This is a genomic window from Candidatus Dormiibacterota bacterium, assembly GCA_036495095.1.
In the GTDB taxonomy this organism is placed as follows: domain Bacteria; phylum Chloroflexota; class Dormibacteria; order Aeolococcales; family Aeolococcaceae; genus CF-96.
Genome location: DASXNK010000118.1, coordinates 14637 through 30166, shown reverse-complemented (window position 1 = coordinate 30166; position 15530 = coordinate 14637). Strand labels below are relative to the sequence as shown.

General features: G+C 76.0%; 12 protein-coding genes. 8 read left to right on the top strand and 4 right to left on the bottom strand.

From position 1 onward, the window contains the following. Together VGL20_12960 and VGL20_12955 are read left to right on the top strand one after the other, a co-directional pair. Positions 1–1821, top strand: a 1821-nt coding sequence (locus VGL20_12960; GenBank protein ID HEY2704593.1) for a tetratricopeptide repeat protein, incomplete at its 5' end; no start/stop codon positions are given. Between the two features lie 26 nt (positions 1822–1847). Beyond that, a complete protein-coding gene (locus VGL20_12955) occupies positions 1848–3764 on the top strand; it encodes an arginine--tRNA ligase (protein HEY2704592.1) in 1917 nt (638 codons plus the stop codon). Positions 3765–3775: 11 nt separating this feature from the next. On the opposite strand, the gene VGL20_12950 is transcribed toward VGL20_12955, so the two are convergent. From VGL20_12950 to VGL20_12940, 3 genes are all read right to left on the bottom strand, one after another. Then, complete coding sequence (locus VGL20_12950) at positions 3776–5545, bottom strand: glycoside hydrolase family 15 protein (GenBank protein ID HEY2704591.1); 1770 nt, start codon at positions 5543–5545, stop codon at positions 3776–3778. A 320-nt stretch (positions 5546–5865) separates the two neighbouring features. Continuing rightward, positions 5866–6546: a restriction endonuclease gene (locus VGL20_12945; protein ID HEY2704590.1), complete on the bottom strand. Its 681-nt coding sequence runs from the start codon at positions 6544–6546 to the stop codon at positions 5866–5868. A 59-nt stretch (positions 6547–6605) separates the two neighbouring features. Beyond that, positions 6606–8015: a ParB N-terminal domain-containing protein gene (locus tag VGL20_12940; protein ID HEY2704589.1), complete on the bottom strand. Its 1410-nt coding sequence runs from the start codon at positions 8013–8015 to the stop codon at positions 6606–6608. A gap of 459 nt (positions 8016–8474) precedes the next feature. Between VGL20_12940 and VGL20_12935 the strand changes: the two genes are divergently transcribed. Beyond that, positions 8475–9671: an acyl-CoA dehydrogenase family protein gene (locus VGL20_12935; protein HEY2704588.1), complete on the top strand. Its 1197-nt coding sequence runs from the start codon at positions 8475–8477 to the stop codon at positions 9669–9671. Next, positions 9557–10318 carry a 16S rRNA (guanine(527)-N(7))-methyltransferase RsmG gene (gene rsmG / locus VGL20_12930; GenBank protein ID HEY2704587.1) on the top strand — a complete coding sequence of 254 codons (762 nt, stop codon included), beginning with the start codon at positions 9557–9559 and terminating at the stop codon, positions 10316–10318. Before VGL20_12935 ends, rsmG begins: the two co-directional genes overlap by 115 nt. Positions 10319–10328: 10 nt before the next feature. Here the strand turns inward: rsmG and VGL20_12925 are convergent, their stop codons facing one another. Beyond that, positions 10329–10625, bottom strand: coding sequence for a hypothetical protein (locus VGL20_12925; GenBank protein ID HEY2704586.1), 297 nt, complete (start codon positions 10623–10625; stop codon positions 10329–10331). 96 nt (positions 10626–10721) lie between these two features. On the opposite strand from VGL20_12925, the gene asnS reads away from it, so the two are divergent. The 4 genes from asnS to VGL20_12905 all read left to right on the top strand — a co-directional run bounded on the left by asnS (position 10722) and on the right by VGL20_12905 (position 15528). Next, complete coding sequence (gene asnS / locus VGL20_12920; protein HEY2704585.1) at positions 10722–12137, top strand: asparagine--tRNA ligase; 1416 nt, start codon at positions 10722–10724, stop codon at positions 12135–12137. A 168-nt stretch (positions 12138–12305) separates the two neighbouring features. Next, positions 12306–12695 (top strand): response regulator, encoded by a 390-nt coding sequence (locus VGL20_12915; protein ID HEY2704584.1) that lies wholly within the window; start codon positions 12306–12308, stop codon positions 12693–12695. A gap of 86 nt (positions 12696–12781) precedes the next feature. Continuing rightward, positions 12782–14416 carry a GAF domain-containing sensor histidine kinase gene (locus VGL20_12910; protein ID HEY2704583.1) on the top strand — a complete coding sequence of 545 codons (1635 nt, stop codon included), beginning with the start codon at positions 12782–12784 and terminating at the stop codon, positions 14414–14416. After that, positions 14413–15528, top strand: a complete 1116-nt coding sequence (locus VGL20_12905; protein ID HEY2704582.1) for a response regulator — start codon at positions 14413–14415, stop codon at positions 15526–15528. The genes VGL20_12910 and VGL20_12905 overlap by 4 nt, the downstream gene beginning before the upstream one ends. Positions 15529–15530 lie beyond the last annotated feature (2 nt).

Here is a 15530-nt window from a genome sequence, read left to right as displayed (position 1 = left end):
TCGACGCCGCCGCGGCCACCGGCGCCGGTCACCCCCCCGGCGGTGATCACCGCGCTGGCGGCGGCCGACGCGCTCTTCTTCGACAACCACTACGAGCAGGCCCAGCGCGGCTACGCCCAGCTGGTGGCGCGCGCCCCCGGCGACCCCCTCGCCCACGCCGCCTACGCGCTGTTCCTCAACTACCGCCAGGACTTCACCGGCGCGCTCGCCGAGGCCCGTGCCGGGGTCGCCGCCGGGCCCCGCAACGGCCACGCCCAGGCCGTCCTCTGCCGCGTCCAGGACTGGTCGATGCACGTCGAGGACGCGGTGAAGGCGGGCGCCTCGGCGGTGTCGCTGGCCCCCGGCGACCCCCTCGCCCACCTCTACTACAGCGAGGCGCTGGCCGACCACGGCGACACCGACGCGGCGCGGAGCCACATCGACGCCGCCCGGGCCGCGCTGGGGCCGGGGGCCAGCGTCTATGCGCGCGCCGAGCTGCACCGCGAGCAGGGCAACCTCGCCCGCGACACCGGCGACCGGCCGGGGGCGCTCGCCGCAGCCGTCGCCGCCCGTGACGCCCAGCCCGGCTGGGTGGAGCGCTCCGCCGAGCTGGCCGGCGCCTACATCGACAGCAACCAGCTCGAGGGCGCCCACCGGACCCTGGAGGCGGCCCTGGCGCTCGCCCCCTCCGACGCCCAGCTGCTCGCCTCGCTCGGCAGCGTGGCGATGCAGCAGCCCGACTTCGCCACCGCCGAGCAGGTCTACACCCGGCTGCTGGCGCTCACCCCGCGCGACCCCGGGGCGCTCGAGGCCGCCGCCGAGGTGGCGATGGCGGCGCACCGCGACTCCCGCGGCGCCCGGGCGCTGCTGCTCCGCGCCCTCGCCGCCGATCCCACCGACCTCGCCGCGGTGGACGTCATCCTCCGCCTCGCCCGCGACGTCGACGGCGACGAGGCGGCGGCGCGCGAGCAGATCCAGCAGACCGTCGCCACCGTCGAGGGCGCCGACGGCTCCCGGCCGCGGCCGGTGACGGTGCCCAACCCCGCCGCCACCCTCGCCGCCCACGCCCTGGTCGCCCTCGCCGAGGTGAACCGGGCGCGCGCCGCCGCCGGGGTCGCCGCGGTGACCCTCGACCAGCGCCTCGTCCAGAGCGCCGCCGCCCACTGCTTCTACTGGCTGGCGAACAACGCCCTCCCCGAGGTGGCCAACCTCGGCATCCACCGGGAGACGCCGGGGACGCCCGGGTTCACCGGGGTGCGCGCCGGCGACCGCGCCGACGCCGCCGGCTGGCGCGGCGGCGCGATCTCCGAGGACATCACCCATCGCGGCGGCGCCGGCCCGGCGGTTGCGGACTGGGTCGACAGCATCTACCACCGGTTCCCGATCATCCGGCCCGACCTGCGCTCGATCGGCTACGCCGACTGCTCGCTGGGCCCGCTGCCCATGGAGGACATGGAGTTCGGCTTCGGCGCCGCCGCGCCGGGCTCGCGCACCGCTCCGCCGGTGCTGGTGCCCGCCGACTCCCAGCACGGGGTGCCCACCACCTTCCTCGACAACGAGCTCCCCGACCCGCTGCCGCCGGGGGCGCCGCGCAACGCCGGCTTCCCGGTCACCGCCACCTTCGACCAGGCGGCCTCGGTGCGGCTCACCGGCTTCACCCTGCGCACCCCGGCCGGCGCCGAGGTGCCGGCGTACACGCTCTCGCCGGGCGCCGACAACGAGAACTCGGCCTGCCTGCTGCCCCGCGCCCCGCTCGCGCCGGCCACCGCGTACACCGCGCACCTCACCGCCGCCGTCGACGGCCGCGCCTACGAGCGCACCTGGACCTTCGTCACCGGTTAGCTCCCGACCGCTATGGTGGCCCGGCCATGCCCGATGTCCGCGGCGACCTGGTGCGCGCCGTCCGCACCGCCCTCGACGAGCTCGGCTGCGGCCCCGAGGTCGAGGCCGTGGTCGAGCGGTCGGCGCGCCCCGAGTTCGGCGACTGGTCGACGCCGGCACCGCTGCGGGCGGCGCGGACGCTGCGGCGCCCGCCCCCGGTGATCGCCGCCGAGCTCCGCGACCGGCTGGCGGCGACGGACGTGCCCTGGGTGCGGGAGTGGACCACCACCGGCGGCTACGTCAACGCCCGCCTCGACGAGGCCCGCTGGGTGCCGGCGGTGATCGAGGAGGCGCTGGGGTGGAACCCGGCGCAGCCGCTGCCGGCGCGGTTCGGCCTCGCCGTGATGGCGGGCAAGACCCTGGTGGAGCACACCAACATCAACACCAACAAGGCGGCGCACATCGGCCACCTGCGCAACGCCTGCCTCGGCGACACCGTCGCCCGGGTGCTGCGCCGCACCGGCCACGGCGTCGAGGTCAACGACTACATCGACGACACCGGTGTGCAGGTCGCCGACGTCGTCGTCGGGGTGCGCGAGCTCGGCCTGGAGCCGCGCGAGGGCGAGCCCTTCGACCAGTTCTGCTCCCGCGCCTACGTCGAGGTGAGCCGCCGCTACGAGACCGAGCCGGAGCTGGTGGAGCGGCGCCGCGCCACCCTGCGCGCCATCGAGGACCGGGACAACGAGGTGGCGGTCTTCGCCAAGCAGCTGGCCTCGCGGGTGGTCGACGCCCACCTCGCCACCATGGCCCGCTTCGACATCGGCTACGACCTGCTCACCTGGGAGTCCGACATCATCGAGCTCGGCTTCTGGCGGCACGCCTTCGAGCAGCTGCGCGAGGCCGGCGCCATCGTGCGGGTCGAGGCCGGCAAGCTCGCCGGCTGCTGGGTGATGCCGTGGGAGGACGGCGCCGACGCCGAGGGTGGCGACGAGGAGCGCGACGCCAAGGTGCTGGTGAAGTCCGACGGGGTGGCCACCTACACCGCCAAGGACATCGCCTACCAGCTCTGGAAGTTCGGCCTGCTCGGGCTCGACTTCCACTACCGCCCCTGGCACCCGGAGGTGCCCGGGTCGCCGGCGACCACCTCGGCTCGCGCCGAGGGCGCGGTGCTCGACGGCGCCGGCTTCGGCCACGCGGCGCGGGTGGTCAACGTCATCGACGCCCGCCAGGGGTACCTGCAGCGGGTGGTGCGCGACTCCCTCGACCGGCTCGGCCACCACGGCGAGGCCGAGCGCTCGGTCCACCTCGCCTACGAGGTGGTGGCGCTCACCCCGGCGGCGGCGCGCGAGCTCGGCGTCGAGGTCGCCGAGGGCGGCCCGGCGGTGGTGGCGCTGAGCGGGCGCCGCGGCATCGAGGTCCGCGCCGACGACCTGCTCGACCTCGCCGTCGCCAAGCTCGGCGACAAGGCGCGCGACCCGGAGACGGCGCGGGCCCTCGCCGCAGCCGCGGTGCGCTACTACCTGCTGAAGTTCTCGCTGACCCAGATCATCGCCTTCGACTTCGAGGAGGCGCTGCGGGCGACCGGCGACACCGGCGTGTACCTGCAGTACGCCCACGCCCGCGCCTCGGGGATCCTCCGGAAGACCGAGCCGGACGGTGATGGGGAGGGCCCGCTGCCGGTCCCCGCGGAGCTGCTGCCGGTGGAGCGCGCCCTGCTCCACCGCATCGAGGAGTACCCGCGGGCGGTCGCCGAGGCGGCGGCCGCGCTCGCCCCGGTGGTGCTGACCGACTACGCCTTCTCGCTCGCCTCGGCGTTCAGCGACTTCTACGAGCACACCCCGCCGATGGTGCGCGAGGAGGACCCCGAGCTCCGCCGCTTCCGCCGGGCGCTCACCGCCGCCACCCGGGCCACCCTCGGCGACGCGCTGCGCACCATGGGGATGGCGGCGCTCGACGAGCTCTGACCCCGGCTCCGCTAGGCTCGGGGCAGCGCGGCGAGGATCAGCGAGGCGTGGCTCTGCACCTGCGGATAGTTGCCGAGCGGCCCCCGCCCGGGCAGGGCGACCTCGCCGAGCAGGCCGCCCACCCCATGCTCGGCGAGCGCGGCGGCGACGTGGCGCCGGCCGTCGCCGCCGCCGCGCTCGAGGGCGGCGCCGAGCCACAGGGTGGCGAAGACGAACGGTGCGCAGGGGTCGGCGATGCCGTCGTCGACGGGGCTGTGGCGCTCGACCAGGCCGGAGGCGCCGAGCTCGGTGGAGATCGCCTCGAGGGTGGCGGCGGCGCGGGGATCGGTGGCGGAGAGGAAGCCCACCAGCGGCACCAGCCCGAGGGCGCCGTCGAGGCCGCCCCCGGGGTGCAGGGGCAGGGGGGCGGCGGCGGGGAGCCCGTCGAGCACCGAGGCGCGGATCCGCGCCGCCACCGCCTCCCAGCGCTCGGGGTCGCCGGCAACGCTGCCACGGCGGGCGAGGACGGCGGCGCGGCGCAGGCCGGTCCAGGCCATGACCCGTGACTGGGTGTAGTGGCGGGGGGCGCCGCGGATCTCCCAGATGCCGTGGTCGGGCTGCTCCCACCGCCGCTCGGCCAGCCCGGCGAGCTCGGGGACGGCGAGGCGCAGCGCCTCGGGCAGGGCCCCGGCCCGATCCAGGCCGTGGGCCAGGTCGACGACCTCGCCGACCACGTCGAGCTGCGCCTGGGAGGCGGCGCCGTTGCCGATCCGCACCGGCCGGGCGCCGCCGTGGCCGGCGAGATGGTCGAGGGTGGACTCCGCGGGCGGGGAGGTGCCGTCGACCCGGAGCAGCGCCGGCGCCACCCCGCCGCGGCAGGCCTCGCCGCAGAAGGCGCCGAGCCCGCTCGCCTCCTCGATCAGGCCGAGGCGCAGCAGCGCCAGGCCGGCGAGAGCGGTGTCCCGCGGCCAGCCGTAGCGGTAGTCCCAGGTGCGCGCCGAGCCCGGCCACTGCGGCAACGAGGTGGTCGGGGCGGCGACGATGCCGTGGCCCACCCCGCGCTGGCGGAGGCCGCAGAGCACCAGGCCGCTGCGCACCACCGCCTCGGCGGCGGCGGTGGGGCCGAGGGCGCGGCCGACCACGCCCCCGGCCGCCCCGGCGGTGCGCATCCGCCCCGCCTGCGCCCGCCAGTGGGCGAGGGTGCCGTCGAGCAGGTCGAGGGCGGCCTCCGCCGGCAGCCGCAGCTCGGCGCCGCTCAGCACCACCGCGGTGGGGGCGCCGGGTACCACCCGGAAGCGGGCGCGGGCGCCCCCCTCGCCGGGCTCCCACCCGCCGGGCACGTCGACGCTGAGCCGGAGGCCGCCGGCGGCCGCGACCACCCTCCCGCCGGACCGCTCCCAGCGCGGCGCCAGGGCGCCGGCGCCGAAGGCGGGCTCGAGGATCACCTCGACCTCGACCGCGCCCCCCTCGGCGCGCAGGCCGCGCAGCAGCCGGGGCGGTCCGTCCCAGGCGAGCGCCTCGTCGACGGTCAGCCGTCCGCGCGGGGTCTCCCAGACGCTGCGCACCCCCAGGGTGGCGCCGAGGTAGCCGCGCTCGACCAGCTCGGCCGGCCCGGCGGGACGGAGCTGGAAGCGCCCCCCCCGGGTGGTGTCGAGGATGCCGAGGAGCACGGGCGCGGAGTCGACCCGCGGCCAGCACAGCCAGGCGACGTTGCCGTCGGGGGCGAGCAGCGCGGCGGTGCGCCCGTCGGCGAGCAGCGCGTGGTCGCCGACGGGGTGCTGGCGGGGGGGGTCGGGTGGCACCGGCGCATGATGACGGGCGCGGGGTTTTCCCCGGGGAGGCCATGCCTGACCCCGACCGTCACTCCGGCGTCACCGGTTCTGAAGATCCGTGCACCGGACCGCGCGCGGGCCTTAACCGGGTCGGGACCACAATGCCCGAAGTGGATCGCGCCGGCGCCACCTCGGGGCTGGGGGGCTCGGGGGTGAGAGGGTTCGCCTTCGTGAGCGCCGCGCGATCTGCAACTGGGGGGACGGCGGCCGCCACCGTGGCGGCCGCCGGCTTCCCGGCGGTGGGCTCCCGCCGGCCGCGCGAGGCGCGCCGGCCACCGTCCTCCCGCCGGCTACTGCGAGGCCAGCCGTCCGCTCGCCCGCGCCGGGTGGACCACCCGGACCATCCGCAGCAGGGTGCGGCCGTCGACCATGGTGATGCGGTGCACCCGGGCGAAGCTGCCGGCCACGTCGGTGAACTCGCCGGTGGTCACCACCACCCCGCCGGCGGCGCCGACCGCCCGGATCACGCCGTGGAGCTCGCGCAGCGCGCCGATGTCGACGCTGGCCTGGCGGTAGTGGCGGCACTGGACCAGGGCGGTGCCGCGGCGGTTGTGGAGCTCGACGTCGATGCCCGCGCCCACCCCCCGGCCGGTCTCCACCGCCTCGTAGCCGGCCCGCCGGTAGGCGGCGGCGACCAGCTCGGCGAGCCGCTCGCGGGGCAGGCGGCGGAGCTCCTCGAGATCCCGGCGGGTGAGGTCGCCGCGGTGCGCCCGGTAGCGCTCCGGCCAGGCGGACACGCCGACGAGGAGCGCGCCCGCGGCCGCCAGCAGCGCCACCGTGTGCCACGGCTGCTGCAGCCCCAGGCCGCCGCCCCACGGCACCGGCGCCAGGGTGACCAGCGCGAAGGCGATCGCCGCCATCGCCAGCGGGGTCCACAGCGGGCCGCGGAGGGCGAGCCGGCGCAGGGCGCGGTAGAACCCGCGGGCGTGGTCCTTCAGGGGGCGGGGCGGCGGGCGCCGCGGCCTGATCACGGCGGTACAAATTACTACGGTTCTTGACGTTGCGCCAGACCCCGGGCCGGCCCGGGCGGCTACCCGGTCTCGAGCGCGGCGGCGGCGATGATCGCCTCGAGGTCGAGCGGCGGCGGCGGCGAGCCACGGTGGACGTCGACCTCGCCCTCGCCGGAGGCGAGCAGGCCGGCGACCGCGGTGGTGTCGGTGGTCTCGGCCACCTCGCCGGGAGCCTCGCCGAGGCGGCGCGCGTAGGCGGCCACCGGCACTCCACCGGCGAGCAGGATCACCCCCGCGCCCACCGGGGTGGAGACCACGCAGGCGGCGTCGGCGCGCTCCCGTCCGAGCACCTCGAGGAGGCCGGGGAGGCGCACGAAGCTGGCGTGCAGCCCGGTGAGCAGCGCCGGCGAGCGCATCGCCAGGGCGAGGGCGACGACAATCGGGGCGGCGTGGGGGCGGACGTTGATCTCCACCAGCGGCCCGCGGTCGGGGCCGGGCAGCCGCAGCGGACCCTCCACCGGCCGTCCGTCCTCCTCCACGCTGGTGGCCACGCAGCCGCCCTCGAGGAAGACGAGGAGGTCGCGGCGGCCGTCGGGCCCGGCGAGCTCGACCACGCCGGAGTAGCGGTCGGCGGCGAGCAGCCGGAGCATCCGCGGGGCGTCGGCGAAGGCGGTGCTGAGGCGGGCCAGGCGGGGCATGCCCGCGGGCATCGGCACCCAGCGGCCGCCCGACGGCTGATGACGCCGCGCCGGCGCCGCGGGCACCGGCTCGGGGACGGCGGCGACCGGTTCCGGCTCGGGAGCGGCGGCGACCGGTTCCGGCTCGGGCTCGGGCTCGGGAGCGGCGGCGACCGGTTCCGGCTCGGGCTCGGGCTCGGGAGCGGCGGCGACCGGCTCCGGCTCGGGCTCGGGAGCGGCGGCGGCGGGTTGGGGCGGCGCCGGGGGCGGGGCGGCGGGCGCCACCAGGCTCTCGATTCCCAGCCAGCCCAGCGAGCCGAGCAGCTCGGCGACCGCGTCGGCGTCGTCCATGCCGGCGGCGCGCAGCCGCTCGACCAGCTCGAGCGCGCCCTGCTCGGTGAGCCGGCCGGTGGCGGAGCCGTCGAGGGCGAGCGCCACCAGCGCGTGGACGTCGTCCATCTCGCGCACCACCGCGGGCACCCGCTCGTATCCCACCGCGCGGGCGGCGGCCACGGTGCGGTGGCCGGTCACCACCTCGAAGACGCCCCCGGCGAGCGGTCGGAGCAGCACCGGGTCGATGACCCCGACCGCGCGCACCAGCGCCATCATCGCCGCCAGCGGGGTCTCACCCGCCCGCTCGGGCGTCCAGCCGTCGCGGACGTCGCTGAGCTCGACCTGGTCGATCTGGGTGGCGGCGGTGGGCGCGAGCCACCGGCTCAGCGGGGAACCGTCGCCCTCGGTGGGCTGGTCGCTCTCCCCGCCGGCATCGTCCGGGTCGCCGCCGGGCTCACGCCCGCGCAGCCAGCTTCGCACCGAGGTCCTCCCCGCGCGCTCTCAACTGCCACCGGAGGCGCGCTGCCCAGCGATGGCGGAGATTACCAGTCTGGCCGCGTCCCCGATACCGCCGGCCCCGAGCGCGGCCGGCGAGCGCTCGCGCCGCGGGGTCAGGTCAGGAGGCCTTGCGCTCCAGCAACTCGCGCTGCTTGGCGAGCGGGACCAGCTTGGCCGAGTGGCGGGATCCGCACTCGCTGCACTGGACATGGCCGCCAAGCGGTCGGCCGTCGGCGTCGTAGTAGACGACACTCAGACGCGGCGATTGGCAGCGTGGGCAGGGCGCGTTGTCCGGCATCCTTGCGACTCCACTGGCTTCGGACGGTACCGGGCCAATGATGGCACGGACGAGCGGTCCGCGGGTCCATGGCGATCGACCATCACCCCAACGTCACCCCGGGTCGGGCTCGGATCCACGGCCGCCTGCGGTAGCGTGGACCCATGCCGCTCGCCGACCTCGCCGCGTGGGTGGAGCGCGCGGACCGCCTCGCCGTGGTCTTCGCCGCCGGCGCCGCGCGCCACGATCGCGAGGGCAGCTTCCCCGACGAGAACGTCGCCGCGGCGCGGGCGGACGGCTGGCCGGGCCTCGCGGTGCCCGCCGCGCTCGGCGGGGCGGGGGCGTCGCTCCACGACGTCTGCGTGCTCCAGGAGCGGCTGGCCCGGGGCGACACCTCGAGCGCCCTCGGCCTCGGCATGCATCACATGACCGTCGGCGCGCCCGGCCCCGAGCACACCGGCTGGCCCGAGGCCGCGTACCGCGAGCTCTGCGGCCGGGTCACCGGCGCCGGCGCCCTGGTGAACGCGCTGGCGAGCGAGCCGGAGCAGGGGTCGCCGGCCCGCGGCGGGCTCCCCGCCACCACCGCCGAGCGCGGCGAGGGCGGCTGGGTGCTGGAGGGCCGGAAGACCTGGTCGACCTGGCTTCCGGCACTCACCCACGCGGTGGTCCCGGCGCGGGTGGACGAGCCCGGCGCGCCGCCCCGCGCGGCCGCCTTCCTCGTCGAGCTCTCGCTCCGCGGGGTGGGACGCGACCCCGCCTTCGACGCCCTGGGGCTGCGCGCCAGCGCCAGCGGCACGCTGCGGCTGGACCGGGTGACGGTCGCGGAGGCGGCGCTGCTCCACCTCCGCGACCCCGGCGGCCCCGACCCCCGGGGTCCGGCGGTGGGCGCCTGGTTCCAGCTCACCAGCGCCGCCGCCTACACCGGCTGCGCCCACGCCGCCCGCGACGAGATCGCCCGCTTCTGCCGCGACCGGCGCCCCAACGCGATGGCCGAGCCGATCAGCTCGCTGCCGACGGTGCGGCTGCGGCTGGGGCGCATCGACGGGGCGGTGCGCACCGCCCGCCTGCTGATCCTCGCCGCCGCCCGCGCCTGGGACCAGGCGCCGCCCGACGAGCGCGCCGCGCTGCTGCCCGAGATCGGCACCGTCAAGGTGCAGGCGACCCAGCTGGCCTGGCAGGCGGTGGAGGAGGCGATGCGGCTGGCCGGCGGCCCCGGCCTGCTCCGCGACCTCTCCCTGGAGCGGCACTGGCGGGACGTCCGCGGCGGCCTCGTCCACCCGCCGCTGGAGGACCTCCACTGGCAGGCGCTGGGAGCGGCGCTGGCCACCGGCGAGGCCGGCGACGGCAGGGCGGTGATCTGATCGCCGCCGGCCTGCCGGGGCTCGACCGGGAGCGGCTGGAGCGCTACCTCGACGAGCTCTACGAGTGGAACACCCGCTTCAACCTCACCCGCGTCCCCCGCGAGGAGGCCTGGGACCGGCACGTCGGCGAGGCTCTCGAGCTGCTCGCCGCGGCGCCCCCCGGCGAGGGCGCCAGGGTCGTCGACGTCGGCTCCGGGGCCGGCATCCCGGGGATCCCGATGGCGGTGGTGCGCCCCGACCTCGAGGTGGTGCTCTGCGACTCCGACCAGAAGCGCTCCGGCTTCCTCGCCCACGTGGCCGCCCTTCTGGGGCTGGAGCGGGTCCGGGTCGCCCCGGTGCGCGCCGAGGACATGGGGCGCGCCCCCGGCTCCCGGGAGGCCTTCGACGCCGCCGTGTCCCGGGCCACCGCGCCGCCGCCGGTGCTCTGCGAGCTCTGCCTCCCGCTGCTCCGCACCGGTGGGCAACTGGCGGCGCTGGTGCGCGACGCCGCCGCGGCGGCCGGGGCCTGCGCCGTGGCCGCGGCCGCCTGTGGAGGCGGGTCGCCGACGGCGGCGGCACCCGGGGTGCTGACCGTCGCCAAGCTCAGGGCCACGCCCGACGCCTACCCGCGGCGTGCCGGCCTGCCGGCGAAGCGCCCGCTCGTCTGAGCGCGCCGGGTCAGCGGCCGGCGGTCTCTCCGAGCAGCTCGGTGCGCTCGTACCAGACCACCTCGCTGGCGCCCTCCTCGGGATGGACGGCGTAGAGGGCGACCCGGCGCTCGTCGGGCAGCACGATCACGCAGCGCCCGTGGCACCCGACCTCCTCGAGCACCCGCACCGCGCTCTCGAGCCGCAGCGGGTTGGGGTCGCCGGCGGCCTCGAGCACCTCGAAGCAGAAGTACCGGGCCCCGAGCTTCATGTTCTGCTCGACGCCGTGCAGCGTGAGGCTCCGCACACGCTTGTCCCAGGCGGCCATCGAACAACCCTCGTGAACACGTGACCGGGCGCATCTCGATCCTACAGGCATGCTCCGGCGCTGACCAGAGCCGGGCGCGCATACTGCCGGGCCGAGATGGCTCACCTCACCGTCGCCGAGGCGCTGCGCGGAGATCCCGCGGCCGGCGCCGAGGTCACCGTCAAGGGCTGGGTGCGCAGCCGCCGCGACACCCGCTCGGGCGGCGGCCTCTCCTTCGTGGCGGTCCACGACGGCTCCTGCTTCGACCCCATCCAGGTGGTCGCCGAGGCGTCGCTGCCCAACTACGCCGAGCAGGTCGCCCGGCTCACCACCGGCTGTGCCGTGGTCGCCACCGGCCGGCTGGTCGCGTCCCAGGGGAAGGGCCAGGCGGTGGAGATCCAGGCCACCGGCATCGAGGTGGTGGGCTGGGTCGACGACCCCGAGACCTATCCGGTGGCGGCGAAGCGGCACAGCTTCGAGTACCTCCGCGAGGTCGCCCACCTGCGGCCGCGCACCAACACCTTCGGGGCGGTCGCGCGGGTGCGCCACACCCTGAGCATGGCGGTGCACCGCTTCCTCGACGAGCGTGGGTTCCGCTGGATCCACACCCCGATCATCACCGCCAGCGACGCCGAGGGCGCGGGCGAGATGTTCCGCGTCTCCACCCTCGACCTCGCCAACCCCCCACGCACCGCCGCCGGCGGCGTCGACTTCTCCCGCGACTTCTTCGGCCGCGAGGCCCACCTCACCGTGAGCGGGCAGCTCAACGTCGAGAGCTACTGCCTGGCGATGAGCCGCGTCTACACCTTCGGCCCCACCTTCCGGGCGGAGAACTCCAACACCGCACGCCACCTCGCCGAGTTCTGGATGGTCGAGCCGGAGATCGCCTTCGCCGCGCTCGGCGACAACGCCGACCTCGCCGAGGCGCTGCTGAAGTCGATCTTCCGGGCCGTGCTCGACGAGCGCGAGGACGACATGCGGTTCTTCGCCGAGCGCATCGACCGCGACTGCGTCACCCGGCTGGAGCGCCTCGTCGGCTCCAGCTTCGAGCGCATGGAGTACGGCGCCGCCATCACCGCCCTGGAGGGGGCGGTCGAGCGCGGGGCCCGCTTCGAGTTCCCGGTGGGGTGGGGCATGGACCTCCAGAGCGAGCACGAGCGCCACCTCACCGAGGAGATCGTCGGCCGGCCGGTGGTGGTGATGAACTACCCCAAGGAGATCAAGGCCTTCTACATGCGCCTCAACGACGACGGGCGCACCGCCGCGGCGATGGACGTGCTCGCCCCCGGCATCGGCGAGATCATCGGCGGCAGCCAGCGCGAGGAGCGGCTGGAGGTGCTCGACGGGCGCATCGACGAGATCGGGCTGGACCGCGAGGCCTACGGCTGGTACCGCGACCTGCGCCGCTACGGCACCGTCCCCCACGCCGGCTTCGGGCTGGGGCTGGAGCGGACCATCATCTACGCCACCGGGATGGCCAACATCCGCGACGTCATCCCCTTCCCCCGCACCCCCAAGAACGCGGACTTCTGAACGGCGCCGGGAGCCGCGAGACGCCGCGGTGACCCGCCCTGCACATCTCTTGACCGGACCCTCACACGTCTGCACGGAAACTTGACCGTCGCACCTTTCCGCGCGGTCATGATCGACAGATGACGGATATGACCGCCGGATGGCGGCGGTGACGACCGGGAGGTGGAGGTGACCAGATCCGACACGACCGTCCTCATCGTCGATGACGACGGTCCCAGCAGGACGGTCCTCAGCATCATCTGCAGCGCGCGCGGCCATGTGGTGGTCGAGGCGGCGAGCGGCGCCGCCGCCCTCGCCGCGGTGACCGATCTGGACCCCGATCTCATCCTCCTCGACGTCAGCCTGCCGGACATGAGCGGGCTGGAGGTCTGCACGAGGGTGCGGGACGCCGGGCTCCAGACCCCGATCCTGATGCTCAGCGGCCACGCCGACCCCGCCGACGTCGACCGCGGCCTGGGGCACGGGGCCGACGGCTATCTCACCAAGCCCTACGAGCTGCGCGAGCTGATGGCGCGGATCGACGAGCATCTGCGCTGGACGGCATGGCAGGCCGCCTGAGCGATGCGCGGGCGTTCGCGATGGGGCGACCTTCCCGTGACGCCCCCGGCCGGCCGCACCCGGCGGCAGTAGCATCGACGGCGACGATGCCGCTCCCCTCCTCGCTGCCGATCTGCCTCGCCTGCGCCGACCGGCGGGTGCGGGCGGGCGCCGTCACGGCGCTGGTCGCCCAGGGCTACGACCTGGTGCTCGCGGAGAGCGTCGAGCAGCTGGTGGAGCGCGCCGGCGAGGGGGTGACCCTGGCGGTCGTCGACCCGCGCCTGGCCGACCTCGGCGAGCACCCACTCGACCGCCTGCGCGCCATCCCGGCGCTCCATCGGGTCCCGCTGCTGCTCCTCGACGACGGGGCCCGCGCGGCGCTGCGCCGGAGCGCCGCCGCGCCCGAGCTGGTGCGGCTGATGATCCAGGTCGACAGCCACACCGCCGGCCAGGCCCTGCTCCACCTGCTCCACCGGGTGAATGAGACCCTCAACGCCGCGCCCGGGCTCGATGCCACCATGGACGCGGTGCTGACCTCGCTCGAGCTGGCGCTCCCCTACGACACCGGCACCCTGTTCCTCCTCGACGGCCAGGGTGGGCTCGAGCCCCGCGCCGCACGCGGCTACGCCCTGGCCGGCGGCGGCCTGCGCCGGTTCGCCGTCGGCGAGGGGGTGGTCGGCTGGGTGTTGGAACACCGCGCCCCCACGATCGTCGGCGACTCCGACATCGACCGCCGCTTCGACGGCCGCGACGACCGCAGCTCGCGCTCGCTGCTGGCGGTGCCGGTGATCGCCGGCGACCGCATGCTCGGAGCCCTGAGCCTGGTGCGCCGGGCCCCGGCCGCGCCGTTCTCCGACACCGACCTGGTGCTGGCCACCACCATCAGCGGCAGCGCCGCGATCGCCCTCGAGAACGCCCACCGCTTCGAGCAGGAGCGGGCGCTCTCGCGGCGGCTCGACGAGGTCGACCAGCTCTACGCCACCGAGCACGCGCTGGTGGCCGAGCTGCAGCAGAACAACCGCATCTACGCCTCGGTGGTCCGCACCGTCTCCCACGAGCTCAAGACCCCGCTGTTCGGCATCCAGGGGTTCGCCCAGCTGCTCATGGACGGGCTCGTCGAGGGCGACGACGTGAAGGACTTCGCCACCGAGATCCACGACAACGCGGTGCGGCTGACCGCGTACGCGGACCGCATCCTCTCCGAGGACGAGCTGCAGCGCGGCCGGCCCAGCGTGGAGCTCGGCGAGGTGGCGATCGGGCCGCTGGTCGACAGCGTGCTCCGCTCGCTCTCCGCCACCGTCCAGGACGGCCGCCACCGGCTGGTCAACGAGGTTGCCGCCGACCTGCCCGCGGCGCGCGCCGATCATGACAAGGTCGTCCAGATCATGGTCAACCTGGTGGGGAACGCGATCAAGTACAGCCCCGAGGGGGGCCGGGTGCGGGTCACCGCCGCGGCCGCGGACGACGCCGTCGAGGTCGTGGTCGAGGACGAGGGCGTGGGCATCCCCGCCGCGGAGCGGGCCCGGGTCTTCGAGCGCTTCGCACGGGTGAGCTCGCCAGCGACGCGTGGCATCTCCGGCACCGGGATCGGGCTCTCCATCGTCCGCGCGCTCGTCGACCTCCACGCCGGCCGGGTGTGGGTCGACGACGCCCCCGGGCGCGGCAGCCGCTTCCACGTCCGCCTGCCCAGGGCGGCGCCGCCCGCCGCGGTCACCTCCCCACGACTCGGCGAGGTCGCATGAAGGTCCTGATCGTCGACGACGAACCCACGGTGAGGAAGCTGCTGCAGCGGTATCTCGGGGAGCACGGCTACGAGATCGCCGTCGCCGAGAACGGAGCCGAGGGTGTCGCCGCCGCTCGCGAGGGCGGGCCCGACCTCATCCTCAGCGACGTGTCCATGCCGGTCATGGACGGCTACGAGCTGGTGCGCACGGTGCGGGCCGACCCCGCCATGGCGTCCATCCCGATCATCCTGCTCAGCGCCCATCGAGCCTCCGACGACATGGTCGAGGGCTACCGCAGCGGCGCCGACGACTACATCTCCAAGCCGGTCGACGTCGAGGTGCTGCGCCACAAGATCGACGCCCTGCTGCGCCGGGCCCAGCCCCGGTCCGAGGTGGAGGTGGTCGCCCCGACCCTGGGCCGCATGGTGTGCGTCACCTCCGCCAAGGGCGGCGCCGGGGTGACCACGGTGGCCGCCAACGTCGCCGTCCTGCTCGGCCGGAGCGGGAGCGAGCAGCGCGTGTGCGCGGTCGACCTCGACGTCGCCCACGGCGACCTCCAGGTCCTGCTCGACCTCCACCCCCCCGGGGGGCTGACCGAGGCGGTCCGCGACGTCACCGGCGACGGGGCGCAGTGGGACGACTATTTGGTGCGCCACCCCGGTGGACCCTGGCTGCTCGCCGCGCCGCAGACGCCGCTCGAGGCGTCGGAGCTCGCCGACGCGTCGATCTCCGAGGTGCTCGCCGCCCTGCGCACGTCCCAGGACCTCCTGGTGGTCGACGTCCCCCCCTCCTTCGGCGAGCTCGCGCTCAGCGTGTACGAGGCGGCGGAGCGGGTCGTGGTGGTGGTGTCACCGGAGATCACCGCGCTGCGCCGCACCCGCGAGCTGCTCGGTGTGCTCGAGACCATCCACGCCGGCGAGGACCGGGTGCTGCTGGTGCTCAACAACCTCTTCGAGAAGTCCCTCATCGACCGCGCCCGAGTGGAGGCGTTCCTGCGCCGCCCGGTGAGCGTGGTCATCCCGCACGGGGGCCGCGCCTTCCTGGAGGCGGTGAACGGCGGCCGGCCGCTGGTGACCTCGCACAAGGGCAGGGCGGTCGACGCCCTCGCCGAGCTCGCCGGGCTGCTCTAGCA

What these genes read in the sequence shown, in the direction of transcription:
- VGL20_12955 (HEY2704592.1), top strand. Translation starts at nt 1,848, where the DNA reads ATGCCCGATGTCCGCGGCGACCTGGTGCGCGCCGTCCGCACCGCCCTC.
- VGL20_12935 (HEY2704588.1), top strand. Translation starts at nt 8,475, where the DNA reads ATGCCGCTCGCCGACCTCGCCGCGTGGGTGGAGCGCGCGGACCGCCTC.
- VGL20_12925 (HEY2704586.1), bottom strand. Translation starts at nt 10,625, where the DNA reads ATGGCCGCCTGGGACAAGCGTGTGCGGAGCCTCACGCTGCACGGCGTC.
- asnS (HEY2704585.1), top strand. Translation starts at nt 10,722, where the DNA reads ATGGCTCACCTCACCGTCGCCGAGGCGCTGCGCGGAGATCCCGCGGCC.
- VGL20_12910 (HEY2704583.1), top strand. Translation starts at nt 12,782, where the DNA reads ATGCCGCTCCCCTCCTCGCTGCCGATCTGCCTCGCCTGCGCCGACCGG.
- VGL20_12905 (HEY2704582.1), top strand. Translation starts at nt 14,413, where the DNA reads ATGAAGGTCCTGATCGTCGACGACGAACCCACGGTGAGGAAGCTGCTG.